Origin of the sequence: Burkholderia seminalis DSM 23518 (assembly GCF_902832885.1) — a bacterium.
Lineage (GTDB): Bacteria > Pseudomonadota > Gammaproteobacteria > Burkholderiales > Burkholderiaceae > Burkholderia > Burkholderia seminalis.
In genome coordinates, this window is sequence record NZ_CADFDK010000004.1 from 616279 (window position 1) to 630658 (window position 14380).

12 protein-coding genes and 4 pseudogenes are annotated in these 14380 nt (G+C 61.2%); 14 read left to right on the plus strand and 2 right to left on the minus strand.

Annotation, left to right across the window (positions count from 1 at the left end):
- Nucleotides 1–5: 5 nt before the first annotated feature.
- Nucleotides 6–533, plus strand: a complete 528-nt coding sequence (locus HWX00_RS16925) for a GNAT family N-acetyltransferase (protein ID WP_034189473.1) — start codon at nucleotides 6–8, stop codon at nucleotides 531–533.
- 18 nt (nucleotides 534–551) lie between these two features.
- Here HWX00_RS16925 and HWX00_RS16930 read toward each other — a convergent pair whose 3' ends face one another.
- Both HWX00_RS16930 and HWX00_RS16935 read right to left on the minus strand, forming a co-directional pair.
- On the minus strand, nucleotides 552–1613 hold the full coding sequence (locus HWX00_RS16930) for an alkene reductase (RefSeq protein ID WP_034189474.1): 1062 nt from the start codon (nucleotides 1611–1613) through the stop codon (nucleotides 552–554).
- Between the two features lie 81 nt (nucleotides 1614–1694).
- Nucleotides 1695–2003 (minus strand): ArsR/SmtB family transcription factor, encoded by a 309-nt coding sequence (locus HWX00_RS16935; RefSeq protein ID WP_034189475.1) that lies wholly within the window; start codon nucleotides 2001–2003, stop codon nucleotides 1695–1697.
- On the opposite strand from HWX00_RS16935, the gene HWX00_RS16940 reads away from it, so the two are divergent.
- The 13 genes and pseudogenes from HWX00_RS16940 (at nucleotide 1984) to tnpC (ending at nucleotide 14034) form a co-directional block, all read left to right on the plus strand.
- Complete coding sequence (locus HWX00_RS16940; RefSeq protein WP_175029253.1) at nucleotides 1984–2190, plus strand: hypothetical protein; 207 nt, start codon at nucleotides 1984–1986, stop codon at nucleotides 2188–2190. The two genes, HWX00_RS16935 and HWX00_RS16940, sit on opposite strands and share 20 nt — an antisense overlap.
- Nucleotides 2191–2722: 532 nt before the next feature.
- Entirely contained in the window at nucleotides 2723–3742 is a 1020-nt protein-coding gene (locus HWX00_RS16945) for an IS110 family RNA-guided transposase (protein ID WP_175029252.1), read from the plus strand.
- 639 nt (nucleotides 3743–4381) lie between these two features.
- Nucleotides 4382–5194, plus strand: a complete 813-nt coding sequence (locus HWX00_RS16950) for a hypothetical protein (RefSeq protein ID WP_175029251.1) — start codon at nucleotides 4382–4384, stop codon at nucleotides 5192–5194.
- 228 nt (nucleotides 5195–5422) lie between these two features.
- Nucleotides 5423–5941, plus strand: coding sequence for a hypothetical protein (locus tag HWX00_RS16955; protein WP_175029250.1), 519 nt, complete (start codon nucleotides 5423–5425; stop codon nucleotides 5939–5941).
- Nucleotides 5942–6064: 123 nt separating this feature from the next.
- Nucleotides 6065–8413: pseudogene (locus HWX00_RS16960) on the plus strand (RICIN domain-containing protein); the annotation flags it as partial.
- A gap of 22 nt (nucleotides 8414–8435) precedes the next feature.
- Nucleotides 8436–8873 carry a hypothetical protein gene (locus HWX00_RS16965; RefSeq protein ID WP_404823849.1) on the plus strand — a complete coding sequence of 146 codons (438 nt, stop codon included), beginning with the start codon at nucleotides 8436–8438 and terminating at the stop codon, nucleotides 8871–8873.
- 58 nt (nucleotides 8874–8931) lie between these two features.
- Nucleotides 8932–9477 (plus strand): SCO family protein, encoded by a 546-nt coding sequence (locus HWX00_RS16970; protein WP_404823855.1) that lies wholly within the window; start codon nucleotides 8932–8934, stop codon nucleotides 9475–9477.
- A gap of 291 nt (nucleotides 9478–9768) precedes the next feature.
- On the plus strand, nucleotides 9769–10155 hold the full coding sequence (gene tnpA, locus HWX00_RS16975) for an IS66-like element accessory protein TnpA (protein ID WP_226194092.1): 387 nt from the start codon (nucleotides 9769–9771) through the stop codon (nucleotides 10153–10155).
- A pseudogene (tnpB, locus tag HWX00_RS16980) lies at nucleotides 10152–10373 on the plus strand (IS66 family insertion sequence element accessory protein TnpB); the annotation flags it as partial. The gene tnpA and the pseudogene tnpB (HWX00_RS16980), both read left to right, overlap by 4 nt.
- Complete coding sequence (tnpB, locus tag HWX00_RS37380) at nucleotides 10330–10485, plus strand: IS66 family insertion sequence element accessory protein TnpB (protein WP_367651076.1); 156 nt, start codon at nucleotides 10330–10332, stop codon at nucleotides 10483–10485. The pseudogene tnpB (HWX00_RS16980) and the gene tnpB (HWX00_RS37380), both read left to right, overlap by 44 nt.
- A gap of 599 nt (nucleotides 10486–11084) precedes the next feature.
- Nucleotides 11085–11279: a hypothetical protein gene (locus HWX00_RS37555; RefSeq protein WP_244131175.1), complete on the plus strand. Its 195-nt coding sequence runs from the start codon at nucleotides 11085–11087 to the stop codon at nucleotides 11277–11279.
- A gap of 21 nt (nucleotides 11280–11300) precedes the next feature.
- Nucleotides 11301–11973, plus strand: a pseudogene (locus tag HWX00_RS37560) (reverse transcriptase domain-containing protein).
- 492 nt (nucleotides 11974–12465) lie between these two features.
- Nucleotides 12466–14034: pseudogene (tnpC, locus tag HWX00_RS16990) on the plus strand (IS66 family transposase).
- Nucleotides 14035–14380 lie beyond the last annotated feature (346 nt).

Sequence of the window (14380 nt, forward strand, 5' to 3'; positions counted from 1 at the left end):
CCGTCATGACAGCATCGATCCTGATTCGTCCCGCCACGCGCGAGGACGCGGCGGCGATGGCCGCCGTGGAAGTCGCCGCCGCGCAGCGGTTTCGCGAAATCGGCATGGCCGACATCGCCGACGGCGAGCCGACGGATGCGGCCGCCGTGCTCGCGCGCATCGACGCCGGCCGAGCGTATGTCGCGGTCGATCAGCAGGGGACGTGCGTCGGGTTCGCGTTCTACCGGTTGCTTGATGCGCGGCGCCTGTATCTGGAGGAACTGGATGTCGCGCCGTCGCATGCCGGACAGCGGATCGGCGCGCGCCTGATCGAACAGGTGAGGGCGCGCGCGGTGCAGGAGCACGTCGAGCAGGTGCTGCTGTCGACGTTTCGCGATGCGCCGTGGAATGCGCCGTACTACGCGCGCCTCGGTTTCGACATCGTCGATGACGCATGGCTCGACGATACGCTGCGCGCGATTCGCGCGCACCACGTCGCGCTCGGCCTTGACGAAACGCGGCGCGTGTTCATGCGCGCGGACGTGCGCGCCTGAACACGTGCTGCCTGGCCGTCAGGCCGCGTCGCTCAGCGCCGGATAGTCGGTGTAACCCGTTTCGCCTTCCGCGTAGAACGTCTCCGGCACCGGCTGGTTGAGCGGTGCGCCGAGTTCGAGGCGGCGCGGCAGGTCCGGGTTCGCGATGAACAGCTTGCCCCAGGCGATCGCGTCGGCGCTGCCGCTGGCGAGCGCGGCTTGCGCGGTGTCGAGCGTGAACTGCTCGTTCGCGATCAGCGGGCCGCCGAACGCTTCCTTCAGGCGCGGGCTCAGGTGGTCGCCCGAATACGATTCGCGCGTGAAGATGAACGCGATCTTGCGGCGGCCGAGCTCGCGAGCGACGTAACCGAACGTGGCCGCCGGATCGGAATCGCCCATCGTGTGCGCGTCGCCGCGCGGTGCGAGGTGCACGCCGACCCGGCCGGCGCCCCACACGTCGATCGCGGCGTCGACCACTTCGAGCAGCAGGCGCGCGCGGTTCTCGATCGGGCCGCCGTACGCATCGGTGCGGTGGTTGGTGCTGTCCTGCAGGAACTGGTCGAGCAGGTAGCCGTTCGCGCCGTGGATCTCGACGCCGTCGAAGCCGGCGGCCTTCGCGTTCTCGGCACCCTTGCGGTAGGCGGCGACGATACCCGGGATTTCGTCGAGCTCGAGTGCGCGCGGCGTCACGTACGGACGCTGCGGACGCACGAGGCTCACGTGGCCGCCCGCGGCGATCGCGCTCGGCGCGACCGGCAGGTCGCCGTTCAGGAACACCGGATCGGAGATCCGGCCGACGTGCCAGAGCTGCAGCACGATGCGCCCGCCGGCCGCATGCACGGCCTGCGTCACCTGCTTCCACCCTTCGACCTGCTCGTCGGACCAGATGCCCGGCGTGTCCGCATAGCCGACGCCCTGCGGCGTGACCGACGTTGCTTCGGTAATGATCAGGCCGGCCGACGCGCGCTCGCTGTAGTAGCGCGCCATCAGCGCATTCGGCACGCGCGTCGTGCCCGCACGGGCGCGGGTGAGCGGCGCCATCACGATGCGGTTCGGCAGGCTCAGGTCGCCGAGGGTAACGGGGTCGAACAGTGTAGGCATGGCAGATAACCTCTTCTCGAAAGGCGGGGAAGCCGGCGCGTCATGTGCGATGGCGCCCCGCATGGCCGGTTGGGCCGATGGTTAGAGTTCGCGGCGCATGGCGTCGTGAAATGCGTCGATGACGGCCTCGTTGCGCCGGAAGAACGCCCACTGGCCGATCCGCGTCGACGTCACGAGCCCCGCGCGCTGCAGCGTGGCGAGGTGCGCGGAGACGGTCGACTGCGACAGCCCGCAGCGCGCGTCGATCTGGCCCGCGCAGACGCCGTGTTCGTACGGCAGCGTCTGTTGCGGGAAATGCTCGTTGGGCGTTTTCAGCCAGACGAGGATCTCCCGGCGCACGGGGTTCGAGAGCGCTTTCAGGATTGCGTCGATGTCGATTTCGGTCGGCATGGAAGGGCTTGGCGTGTCGGTTCGGCAAACGGGTATCGTCGATGAGCGAATCATATATCGTAATTTAACGATATGCTTGAAACCACTGCTGCCAATGGGGTTGATGTCGACAGACAAAAAAGATCGCACTTCGGAGAAGGGGGCAGAAATGTGCAAAAAAGACCGCACCTCGTATTTCACTATGTGACAAATTGAGATAACTAATTGATAGCAATATGCTTTATTTCCTGCTGCGTTAGGGGGCTTGAGAGTCGGCAGGAGCGTGCAAAAGTTGCCCGTCAAGGAAATTGATTAGTATTTCTAAGTTAATATGCGCACTAGGTCGATGTGGCAAGGGAAAGCGATATTCTTTCACAATGCTTTCTAATTGGGACGGAAATCCACTCAATGCGAGCCGGCTGAATGACCTGATGTTGGCGCTCTCCCCGCGGGTGACAGAAGATGAAGGGAGGAGCACGGACGAACGTGGTGCCGACTGCACGGGTGGCTCAACATGGGCCCTTTTGGGGGCGACGACAGACTTACAGGACCGCGTGACATCTCGTCGACGTTGTGGTGCTCAATCGCGAGAACTGAAGGGGAACATAGTAAATGATATGAACGCCTCCCACCCGTGATCGGTGGGAGCCGGCAGGAAGGCGGAGCCTCACGGGCCGACGGCATCAGAGTGCCCAGATGGAAGACCATAGAGGTTTTCCTGGCAAACCGGAGGCTCCGACATGAAGCATATGGCAGTGGGTGCGGACATTGCAAAGAACGTGATGCAACTCCATTACATCGACGCAGAGACGGGCGAGATCGTGAACAAGCCGGTGAAGCGTGCTGTATTCCTCGAGCATTTCGCGAACCGGGCTCCCTGCCTGATCGGGATGGAAGCCTGTGGGGGCTCGCAGTACTGGGCCCGCAAGCTCAAGGCGATGGGCCATGAGGTGAAGCTGATGCCGGGGAAATTCGTGAAGGCGTTCGTAATGGGCAACAAGAACGACGCGGTCGATGCGAAAGCGATCTGGCTTGCCGTGCAGCACGCAGAAAGGACGGTCGCGGTGAAGACGGAAACGCAACAGGCGGTGCTGGGCCTGCACCGGATGCGCGAGCAACTGGTGAAGTTCCGCACGATGCAGATCAACGGCCTGCGCGGCCTGCTGACCGAGTACGGCGAAGTGATGGGCAAAGGCCGAGCCGCGCTGGACAAAGCGATACCGAGCGTACTGGAGCGACTGGTCGATCGTCTGCCGGCGATCCTGATCGACACGCTGCGCGAACAGTGGAACGGGCTGGCGGAGCTGGATAAGCAGATTGCCGGCATCGAACGGCGCTTACAGATGTGGATGAGAGAGGACAAGGCATGCAAGGCGATCGTGGCGATACCGGGCGTAGGTCTCCTGACGGCGACGGCGGCCGTCGCGACGATGGGCGATGCGAAGACGTTTCGGTCCGGGCGCGAATTCGCAGCCTGGATCGGACTGGTGCCCAAGCAAACGGGCTCGGGCGGCAAAGTCCAGTTGCTGGGAATCAGCAAGCGCGGCGACACGTATCTGCGCAAGCTGCTGATTCATGGTGCCCGGGCTGTGCTGTGCCTCACTAAGGAACCGGGGCCGTGGGCTGAAGGGATCAGGAAGCGGCGACTGCTGAATGTGGCGATCGTGGCACAGGCGAACAGGATAGCCCGCACGATCTGGGCGATTCTGGCGCATGACAGGCCGTACGAAAAGGGCTACGTGAGCGTGAAACTGGTTTGACCGAGCGGCGTTGCGTAGCAGGAAGATCAACTTTTACAGGGTGATACGTCGAAAGGTTGCGCTGGCAATCGTAAGTAATGACAAGACAGGTCGGACCGGGACCCGCCAAACCTGAATAGTCCCTCGAGCTTCTAGCTCGCTAAGTAAATGAGGTGCGGGTCAGCGGATTTCATGGTGGGCCGCAGCGTATCAGGCTGCAACAAGCCCGGATATAAAGCTGCAACCCATCCTGTCGCAGTCAGAGCACACGAAAACCCTTCGCAAACGGGAGGCGTTCATATAAAGGACTATGTTACCCTTTATTTCGGAGCAACTTTCAGGAACCCACGGATCACTCCCTGCATCGCTGCTGCGTGCGGGCTGAGGTTGTCCAATCGGCGCCCTTGGCGGCCGCCCTGCCCGTGACTGGTCCCGCGCGCCGTTAGGCCGACTGCGCGACAGTGGGCCTCCTGCAACATGTCAGAACCAGTCATCCGGATATCAAAACGGCTGGTTTGACTATCCGAGTCTTGCGCTGGCGACGCCGGCGAGCTTACTCACACTGTGGTGACGAATGGGTGAGAATTAGAGCGTGCGCTTCGACCCCAAGTCCGAGCGCCGGTCTGTTATTCACCGTGGTTTTGCTCATCAAGGGGAACCGTGCGTCCGTCATCTTCTTTTGCTCGGCGCGCCCGCGCCGGTCGCGCGGCATCGACCGCATTACCCGCGCATATCGTCGCAGCCGTCAATCTTGCCCTGAGTGCGGCACTGTGGCTGACCCTCATCAGTGCCCTGCTGTATAGCCAAGGGCGGGCATTTCGGGACGCTTACCTGATCACCTACGGGGTGGATGCTGAGTTGTTGCCATGGGATCGAGGCGCGCTCGCGTATTGGGGCATGGTGGTCGGGGTGCAGGGTTTCTATAGCAGCGTCCTGCTCCCAACCGTTGCGATTGCGATGTGGTTCATGCTCGTGTGGGTGGTCAAGGAGTGGCTTCTCGCCCGACGGGGAGCGCGGGCACCTTCACGCGCGCCAACTGGCGAGCCACGAACAATCCCGTTTGTGATCTGGGGCTGCGTGGGCGTGGCCGCAGCCGTGGTATTGGTGGGTCTTGTGTTGTTGGGCTTCCAATGGATTCAGTATGAAGCTGAAAGACGGGGCATCAATGATGCGCGACACGAGATGCGAGCGATCGATAGCTGCGCATCGTCGATCTTCGACTCGTCGAGCTACAGGCCGGTGCATGTTGAACGGGCGATCGCCGGCGGGCGCGAGAATTACGGTGGCTTCATCGCGACATGTACCGACAAACGATGCGCGTTGTACGATCCGCTGCAGCACCGTACGCACGTTGTCCCGCTTGATCAGGTGATCCGCTTTGATACGGTGCAGCCCGAGCAGGTGTATTGGCGAGGATCATCGGAGGCGGGCACCAAGTCGTCAGTTCGTACCAAACGAGCGGAGTGGCATTGATAGAAATATCGGAGCATCCGGGGAAGGTGTCGAGGGAGATCAGCCCACGTGGATCGCGCGATCGCGTGTAAGAATCACGTGGCCGGAAGTGAGTCTCCACCAAGCGATCAATCAACGAGCCCTAGCGCTGCGGGTCTCGGTTACATTTGCCGGCGATCGCGAGAGAACATACGACGTCCAGGACCGACGCGGTAATGGGTGAACGGTGAACCAATTTCGGGGAAGAAGATGCCAGAAGAGATTTCGATCAGTCGATTTTTTGAGAGCATCGGATCGCCGCTGCGGCTGCACCTCCTATTCCCGAAGCGCGGCCCGCGCGAGGCACGCCGAGTCGACATTGACGGTTTTGTCCGGCCGGCGCTTGTCTGGTGGCAAAACAACACCGCGGCCGTCGGCAGCCCACTGCTGTTTCCCTCGCCCCGTGCGGCCGGCCCGATGATCGCAGTCTGCCGTTACCGGCTGCTCACAATCACTTCGCATCCGACGCAGGTCATCGTTCAGCTCAAGAGCCACGCAGATCCAAAGAGCGTCACGATCACCGATCACATCGTCCACGACGCCATCCTCAATCGCATCGCAGATCGCGAGTTGATTGGCATACCGTTCGACAAGGTGTGCTCGGCGCTGACTGACGCTGGCGCGCACTACGCTCTTTCCCTCGAATGCTCACAATCAACCCCTCACAGGTTGGCACTCGACACGGTTACTCAGGTCAAGTGTTATCTGTCTAACTATCGACATCAATGAAAAATTATATAAGTTCTGAAAGTGTAGAAGTCATCTGAAGCTATGGAGTCGGCAATGCCAAAACGCAGGGGCGTCTGGGGGAATGTGAAGTGGCGGCTGTGTGTGTTTTTTATGATAGGGTTCCTACCAACGGTCGCCTCTGCGGCAACCGGCTCGTACTCCGATATATTGTCCGCTAGTAGCGGATTGTGTCTTTCTCCGGCAGGCAATTCCACGGCTTCGAATGCTCCGGTCGTGCAGGTTTCCTGTGCCGGTCTAAGCAATACCGCATGGGCGTTTGTGCCGGTCGGTACCAATTATCACCTTGTACTGCAAGGCAGTGGTCTGTGTCTCAACGTGCCGGGTGGAGCGCTAGCGAGTGGCACGCAGATGATTCAGTACATGTGTCAGGGCAGCACTCTGACCAACGACCAGTGGACTGTTGTTGCGAGCGGCGCAAATTATCGGATCGTATCCGTGTCAAGTGGAATGTGCCTGAACATCAGCGGTGGTTCGTCTGCATCTGGCGCGGCACTGATTCAGTATCCGTGCCAGGGAGCAGGCGCACTTAACGATCAGTTTAACTTATATCTGCCAGTGGTTGCTGCGACCAATATCACGTCGGCCAACAGCAACCTCTGCGTAACCGTGAACGGTGGCTCGTCGGCTTCTGGCGCTGCAATCGTCCAGGGCGCGTGCCAGAGTCAGGGTAGCTCGGGCTGGATTCTGATGCCTGCGGGCAGCGGCTATCACGTCGTCTCGAACAGTACCGGGCAATGCCTAAACGTATCGGGCGGGGGCGGTGCAAGCGGCACGCCGGTGATTCAGTACGGCTGTCAGGGCGATGCCCAGCCGAACGATCAATGGACGTTAATCGCGGTCGGCTCGAACTACCGGCTGGTGTCGGTGGCAAGCGGTATGTGCCTGAACGTGAGCGGTGGCTCTCGCACGAGTGGCGCGCCGTTGATCCAGTATCCCTGTCAGGACACGAGCGCGCTTAACGATCAGTTTTCTCTGACGCTGCCGGCGACTTTCCCGGCCACGCTGCCGTCCGCATGGAGCGCAGTCATCCCATTACCCGTCAATCCGATAGGTGTGGCTAACGTGCCGAACGGTAAGCTCGTCATGTGGTCCGCCGATCAGCCGTTCAGTTTCCAGAACGACGTGGGCAACGCGACGACGCAGACCCAGACCGCGCTGTTCGATTCGGCCACCGGCACGTCGAGCCAGTATCTCGAAACATCGGCGGGCTCGGACATGTTTTGCCCGGGCACGGCGATGCTGCCGGATGGCAGGGTGCTTGTGAACGGGGGTGACAGCAGCCCGAAGACGACGCTGTACAACTGGTCTTTGAACACGTGGAGCGCGGCGGCGACGATGAGCATCCCACGCGGCTATCAGGGCGACACGCTGTTGTCCAACGGCTCGGTGCTGACCCTCGGAGGGTCGTGGAGCGGCGGTCAGGGTGGCAAGAGCGCGGAAGTCTGGGCGAACGGCGGCAACTGGACGTTGCTAGCGGGCATTCCGGAGACGAGCATCGTCGGCCCTGATCCGCAAGGCATCTATCGCGGCGATAATCATCTGTGGCTGTTCGCGCAGAGTAACGGCTCGGTGTTTCACGCAGGCCCGAGTTCGCAGATGAACTGGATTTCAACGAACGGCAGCGGGTCGATCCAGTCGGCAGGCAATCGTGGCGTCGATCCGTTTAGCATCAACGGTACCGCATCGCTTTTCGACGTCGGCAAGATTCTCAAGGTGGGCGGTGCGAAGTCGTATCAGCAAAACGGCAGTGTATCAACCTACGCGTCGAATTCGGTGTATCTGATCGACATCACGCGCGGGCCTAGCCAGCCGGCATCGGTACAGCGCCTGAACGGAATGACCTATCAGCGTGCGTTTGCGAATAGCGTAATCCTGCCGAATGGGAACATCGTGATTATCGGCGGTCAGAGCGTACCGATGCCGTTTACCGACACGTCCGCGATCATGGTGCCGGAAATCTGGGATCCGGTCACGCAACGCTTCAATTTGCTGAAGCCGATGCAAACGCCGCGTACTTACCACAGCACCGCGATTCTGCTGCCGGACGGGCGCGTGTTCGCGGGAGGTGGTGGTCAGTGCGGCGCGGGCTGTGCGCAAAATCACCTCAATGCAGAAATCCTAACGCCGCCGTACCTGCTCAACGCGGATGGTTCTGCAGCGACTCGCCCAGTGATTCAATCGGCGCCAAGTTCGGCGGGCCGCGGCGCGTCGATTCCTGTGTCGACACAGTCGCCCGTTGCGTCGTTTGTGTTGATGCGGATGTCATCGGTCACGCATACGACGAACAACGATCAGCGGCGTATTCCGCTCACGATGACGTCACGCGGCGGTGGGTCGTATCAGTTGTCGGTTCCTGCCGATCCGGGTGTTGTGCTGCCGGGCTATTACATGCTGTTCGCACTAAATGCACAGGGGGTGCCCAGTGTGTCGGCACCGATACAGATTCAGTAGGTGTGAGAGCACCCGCCGCACCATGATGTTCCTGCGAGTGACCAGTCTGCTAGCAGCGGGGCTGGTCGCCGCGTGTGCGGCTGCGGCAACGCCTGACCCTGCACACCTGATCGGGCGCGGCCGCGCGCTGTTCGTGGGCGCGGCGCCACTAACCGGCCGTCTCTCGACGCATCCGGCCGACCTGCCGGAGGGCGCTGTGCGCTGCGCGAATTGCCATGCGGCGGGTCGGAGCGCAAGCGTGTTGCGCCCCATCGGACCGCGTCTGACGGGAAGGTGGTTAAGTGAGTTGCAGGCCCGACGCGGCGGGCCCCCGAGTAGCTACGATCGCGCTGATTTCTGTGCGTTGCTGCGCACCGGAATCGATCCTGCCTATGTGTTAATCAATGTCGCAATGCCGCGCTATCGGATCAGTGATCGCGACTGTACCGCGCTCTGGCGCTTTCTAAATGAGGATCGGTAGCATGAGTGAGAACAAACATTCGCTGCGCCGTAAGCTACTGGCTGCGGCGCTGATCGGAATGAACGAGGTGACGCTGGGGAGCGCGCGGCGCACGCATGCGCAGGTGGTACCAATCAACTATCACGGTGGACGTATCACGCCGCCTGTGCCAGTGCCAGACGTGCCCGTCCACCTGGCGGACGGTCGTGCTACTCGGTTGCACGCGCTGCTGAACGGACGGGTAACGGCGTTACAACTGTTCTTCACTGGATGCTCGTCGACGTGCCCAATCCAGGGCGCAGTGTTCCAGCGCGTTCAGGCATTGCTAGGCGTACAGGCGAAACCGGGCGTGCAGCTGCTGTCACTCAGTATCAATCCGCTTGAGGACACAGCGCTACGGATGCACGCATGGCTCGCGCGGTTCGGCGCCCGGCCTGGTTGGATGGCTGCGGCACCGGAGTTAAAGGACGTCGATGCGTTGCAGGCGTTTTTCGGCGGTGGAGTGACGGGACTCGACAATCACAGTACTCAAGTGCAGATAATCGATCGACGTGGTGCATTGATCTGGCGCACTTATGAGTTGCCTGCTGCAGAATCGCTGGTAGATATATTGCGGGTAGCATAGATCGGCACCGCAACTGACACTCAACTCGGTAAACCGTATTGTGCGTGGGATGTCGAGAAAGACCGAACACTAACGCTCAGCACTGTCCAAGAAATCCAAGCGGTTCAGGCCCCGGCCGCTCCACTTATCCCGCTGTCCGATTTTGCGCGGCCACCTCTGTTTGTGCAGAGTGAACGGATTGGCCGTAAGCACGAAATCAGTACCGTCTGTGAACGCTCGGTGACGAGTGCCATGATGTCCTGTGAAGGATGCGAATGACCGGTCGTGTCCACGATAGGAGTTGTGGGCAGAGTGACTCAGACAGTCGAGATCCCGCCGAAACAGCAAACTCGCCGATATCCAACGGAATGGAAGCGGACCATCGTCGCGCTGACATTCGAGCCCGGCGCGTCGGTCGCCCGTGTTGCTCGCGAGAACGGCATCAATGCCAATCAGGTGTGGGCATGGCGCCGCCTCCATGCGCAAGGCCTGCTAACGGACGATGCGATTTCAGAGGCGATGCTGCCGGTTGTCGTCAACGAACCGTCTCAGCCGTCGATGGCGCTCGAAGTGCCGACTACGACCGACAACATACCGTCCGGCTCGATCCAGATTCAGCATGGCAAGACGTCGATTCGCATCGAAGGCGCGCCGGCCCCCGACGTGCTGCGTTCTGTTCTCGATCACATTTTACGATGAGCGGTCTGCCTCAAAACACGCGGATCTGGATCGCGGCGGGCGTCACCGATATGCGATGCGGCTTCAATTCGCTGGCCGCGAAGGTACAGACGGTGCTGGAGAAAGATCCGTTCTCTGGACACGTGTTCGTGTTCCGGGGCAAGCGCGGTGACCCGCTGAAGTGCTTGTATTGGAGTGACGGCGGGCTATGTTTATTGGCGAAGCGGCTCGAAAAAGGGACGCTTTGCTTGGCCTCGTGCCGACTCTGGTGTGGTCGCGCTGACAACCGCTCAGCTATCGTTGTTGCTCGAGGGCTTCGATTGGGTGCGACGTGAGACCGTCAAGAGATAGAAGGTGAAAGTCCTTTACGATGAAGAACTAGCGAATCACATCGACCCCGAGTCATGCGGGGGCACTCGCGAGGGTGTCACCGAAGCGTTGACAGGGGCGCACGTCGGCCAGCCATTGAGCGACGAAAGACTTCCCAATCGGAGTGCTGATGCTTTCCAATCAGCAGAAGGCAATACGTCCCACCGCGATATCGCGAGCGGCGGGCGGCTCCGCGTCGTCTGTAGACCCTGGCATGCGTGTAAGTCTCTTGAGCGGGAACCGCGAGATCTCCGGACTGCCCTCGCCAGCCGGGCGATGGGCCGCATGGTGAAGGCTGGGGGCCGTAGACCATGATGCACGGTCCGGAGAAGTCAGACTCGCTCATAGTACCAATGAAGCCGGCGAACAAAGCGGCGTCAGCCGCAGCGGAGCTGGTGGAGGGAAGGAGCGGGACCGAAGGGAATGCGATGATGCAAAGTATGGTCCGGACACAGAGCCGGGAAGCCGTGTCACAGGCGCAGAGTCGCATACGAGAAGCTGTCAACAGAACAAGGAAGGAGAAACTGACAGCGCTCCTACATCACATCGATGTCGACGTACTACGGGCGGGCTTCCTGTCGTTGAAGAAGACCGCTTCGGCTGGTGTCGACAAGATGACGTGGGGCACGTACGAAGCGGAGCTGGAGGATAACCTCCGCGATTTGCATCGGCGCCTGCACACGGGAGCATATCGAGCGTTGCCGTCGCGGCGGGTATACATACCCAAGGCGGATGGCAAACAACGGCCGCTCGGCATCGCCGCCATGGAAGACTAAATCGTCCAGGCGGCGACGGTCATGATCCTCACGCCGATATACGAGGCGGAGTTTCTGGGTTTTAGCTATGGATTCCGGCCCGGACGCAGCCAGCATGATGCGTTGCATGCTCTAGCGTACGGAATCAAGGGACGCAATATCTGGTGGATCCTGGATGCTGATATTAGCCGCTTCTTTGACACGATCAACCACGAATGGCTGGTCAGGTTTCTGGAGCACCGTATCGGCGACCGAAGGATCATCCGCCTTATCCAGAAATGGCTAAAGGCGGGCGTGCTGGAACAGGGCGAGCGGATCGATATATTCATTGCAGGGGACGCCGCAGGGAGCGGTAATATCGCCGCTGCTTGCGAATATCTACCTGCATTACGTGTACGACCTGTGGGTCTGGTCATGGCGAAAACGTCATGCGACTGCCGACATGATCGTCGTCCGCTACGCGGACGACACCATTGTCGGTTTCCACTATGTATCAGATGCCAACGCATTTCTGAACGAGTTGCGAGAACGGCTGGCGAAGTTTGGGCTGAGCCTGCATCCGGAGAAGACGCGGTTGATCGCGTTTGGACGCTTCGTAGCCAAGCGGCGAGCGGCGCAAGGGCTGTCGAAGCCTGAGACCTTCGACTTCCTCGGCTTTACGCATATCTGCGGGAAGAAACGAGGGGGAAAGGGTTCCAGCTCTGGAGGAAGATGAAGCGCAAACGTAAGACCAAGACGGTCAAGCGAATCGCGTCAGAGCTGCGGCACATGAGGTCGAGTCCTATCGATGAGCAAGGCCGGTGGCTGGCTCAGGTACTGCGAGGGCATTACGCCTACTTTGCGGTGCCGACCAACCTTCAGGCTGTTCGTGCTGTTCGACATATGGTCAAGATTCGCTGGTATCTGAGCCTACTGAGGCGGAGCCAGCGTCGGCGGCTGACGTGGCGGCGCATGAACGTCATCGTTGAAAAGTACCTGCCCATGCCACGTGTCCTGCATCCATGGCCGGAGCAACGTTTCCTCGTCAAACACCGACGGTAGGAGCCGGATGCCTTAATTGGGCACGTCCGGATCTGTGCGGGGGGCGTTCCGAGAGGAACGTCCCTACCGCGATCTGCAGCCGGTCGAAGCCGCGGGCCCACGTAGCGCGCTGTAAACCATTGTTAGCTGGCGTTCGCGTGATCGTGGGCAGTCGTAAACTGTCCGCATGGAGTCGACCTCGACCGCACTGCGCGACGACATCAACGCTCTGAGAGCGTCGTTGCTTGAGCGTGATGCACAGGTTGCTGAGCTGCGAAAGCAGCTATCGTCGCGAGCACTCGAAATCGAGCATCTGAAGCTCACGATCGCGAAATTGCGCCGAATGCAGTTCGGCCGGAAATCGGAGAAACTAGATCGCCAGATCGAACAGCTCGAATTGCGGCTGGAGGACCTGCTGGCCGATGAAGGCGCTGTCGATGAGGCAGCCGCTCCCGAAGCAAAGCGGCCGCGCCGTGAAGGTGCAAGCCGCAAGTCGCTACCCGAACATCTTGAACGCGAATAGCGCGTCCATTTGCCCGCCGATGATGACCGCCCCGATTGCGGTGGGCAGATCAAGCCGTTGGGCGAAGACATCACCGAGCAACCGAATACGTGCGTGCGCGCTTCCGTGTGATCCGTCATCGCCGCCCGAAGCTGGCCTGCGCGCTGTGATCGCATCGTGCAGGCTGCGGCCCCGAGCCGCCCGATCGATCGGGGCATCCCGGGGCCGGCGTTGCTTGCCCACATCGCCGTGTCGAAGTTCGCGTACCACCTCCCGCTGCACCGCCAGGCGGTGATGTACGCGCGTGACGGCGTCGAGATCGATCCCGGTGCGATCGGCTACTGGATGGGTAGCATCACGGCGCTGCTCGCACCGTTGGTCGACGCCGTGCGCCGCTACACGCTGGCCTGCGGTAAAGTGCATGCGGACGACACTCCGCTGCCGGTGCTGGCGCCGGGCAACGGTCGCACGAAGACAGGACGTCTCTGGGTCTACGTGCGCGATGATCGGCCGAGCGGCGTCGACGAAGCGCCGGCGGCCTGGTTCGCCTACACGTCCGATCGTCGCGGTGAGCATCCGCAGCAACATCTCGCTGACTTCGCCGGCGTGCTGCAGGCTGACGCGTTCGCTGGCTATGCCGAGCTGTATCTCGACGGCCGCGTCCAGGAAGCCGCGTGTATGGCTCACGCGCGCCGGAAGATCCACGACCTGCATGCGGTGTGCCCCAACGCCGTGACGGAGGAGGCGCTGTGCCGGATCGGCGCGCTCTACAAGATCGAAGAGCAGATCCGCGACAAGCCGCCCGACGAACGGCGCAGTGTGCGCCAAGCGCGGGCGGGGCCACTGCTCGAAGACATGAAGCGCTGGTTCGAAGCGACGCTTGCCACGCTCTCTGCAAAATCTGACACGACCAAGGCGATTCGGTATGCGCTGAATCGCTGGCCGGCGCTCGTCTACTACTGCAGCGATGGGTGTGCGGAGATCGACAATCTGATCGCCGAGCGAGCACTGCGAGGCGTCGCTTTCGGAAGGCGGAACTATCTGTTCGCCAGCGCCGACTCCGGCGGCGAACGTGCCGCCGTGATGTACAGCCTGATTGGCACGGCACGCCTGAACGCCCTCGATCCCGAGGCGTATCTCGCCTACGTGCTCGAGCGAATCGCCGACTATCCGGCCAACCGCGTCGACGAACAGCTCCCGTGGAACGTCGCACCGTCGCTGTCGCCTACTGCTCGCGTCGAGCCCATCCGATAGCGCCGCGAATCTCCGTCGTAAACAACCGAACTACGGTACTGCTCAGGCGCTTACGATTAGCCACCAACAACGGTGGCAAGTCTCGGTATCGACGTTACGGACGGCGCCGGGATATCCCGGTCAAACCCCTATCAGCGATCACCAGCCACTCACCAGGCCCGGTGACACCCGTTACTATCTTCACGCCCCGATTGTCGGGGCTTTGGCCAGCCAGGCCCGGCATGATTCTCGCCCCCAGTCGCAGTCATGATCCGGGGGGTGTTGTCACCGGGCCTGGTGGGTGGCTGGTGATCGCTGATAGGGGTTTGGCCGGGATATCCCGACGCCGTCCGTAACGTGGATGCCG

What these genes read in the sequence shown, in the direction of transcription:
- HWX00_RS16955 (WP_175029250.1), top strand. Translation starts at nt 5,423, where the DNA reads ATGCCAGAAGAGATTTCGATCAGTCGATTTTTTGAGAGCATCGGATCG.
- HWX00_RS16945 (WP_175029252.1), top strand. Translation starts at nt 2,723, where the DNA reads ATGAAGCATATGGCAGTGGGTGCGGACATTGCAAAGAACGTGATGCAA.
- HWX00_RS16930 (WP_034189474.1), bottom strand. Translation starts at nt 1,613, where the DNA reads ATGCCTACACTGTTCGACCCCGTTACCCTCGGCGACCTGAGCCTGCCG.
- HWX00_RS16940 (WP_175029253.1), top strand. Translation starts at nt 1,984, where the DNA reads ATGTCGATTTCGGTCGGCATGGAAGGGCTTGGCGTGTCGGTTCGGCAA.
- HWX00_RS16935 (WP_034189475.1), bottom strand. Translation starts at nt 2,003, where the DNA reads ATGCCGACCGAAATCGACATCGACGCAATCCTGAAAGCGCTCTCGAAC.
- HWX00_RS16970 (WP_404823855.1), top strand. Translation starts at nt 8,932, where the DNA reads ATGAACGAGGTGACGCTGGGGAGCGCGCGGCGCACGCATGCGCAGGTG.
- HWX00_RS16965 (WP_404823849.1), top strand. Translation starts at nt 8,436, where the DNA reads ATGATGTTCCTGCGAGTGACCAGTCTGCTAGCAGCGGGGCTGGTCGCC.
- HWX00_RS16925 (WP_034189473.1), top strand. Translation starts at nt 6, where the DNA reads ATGACAGCATCGATCCTGATTCGTCCCGCCACGCGCGAGGACGCGGCG.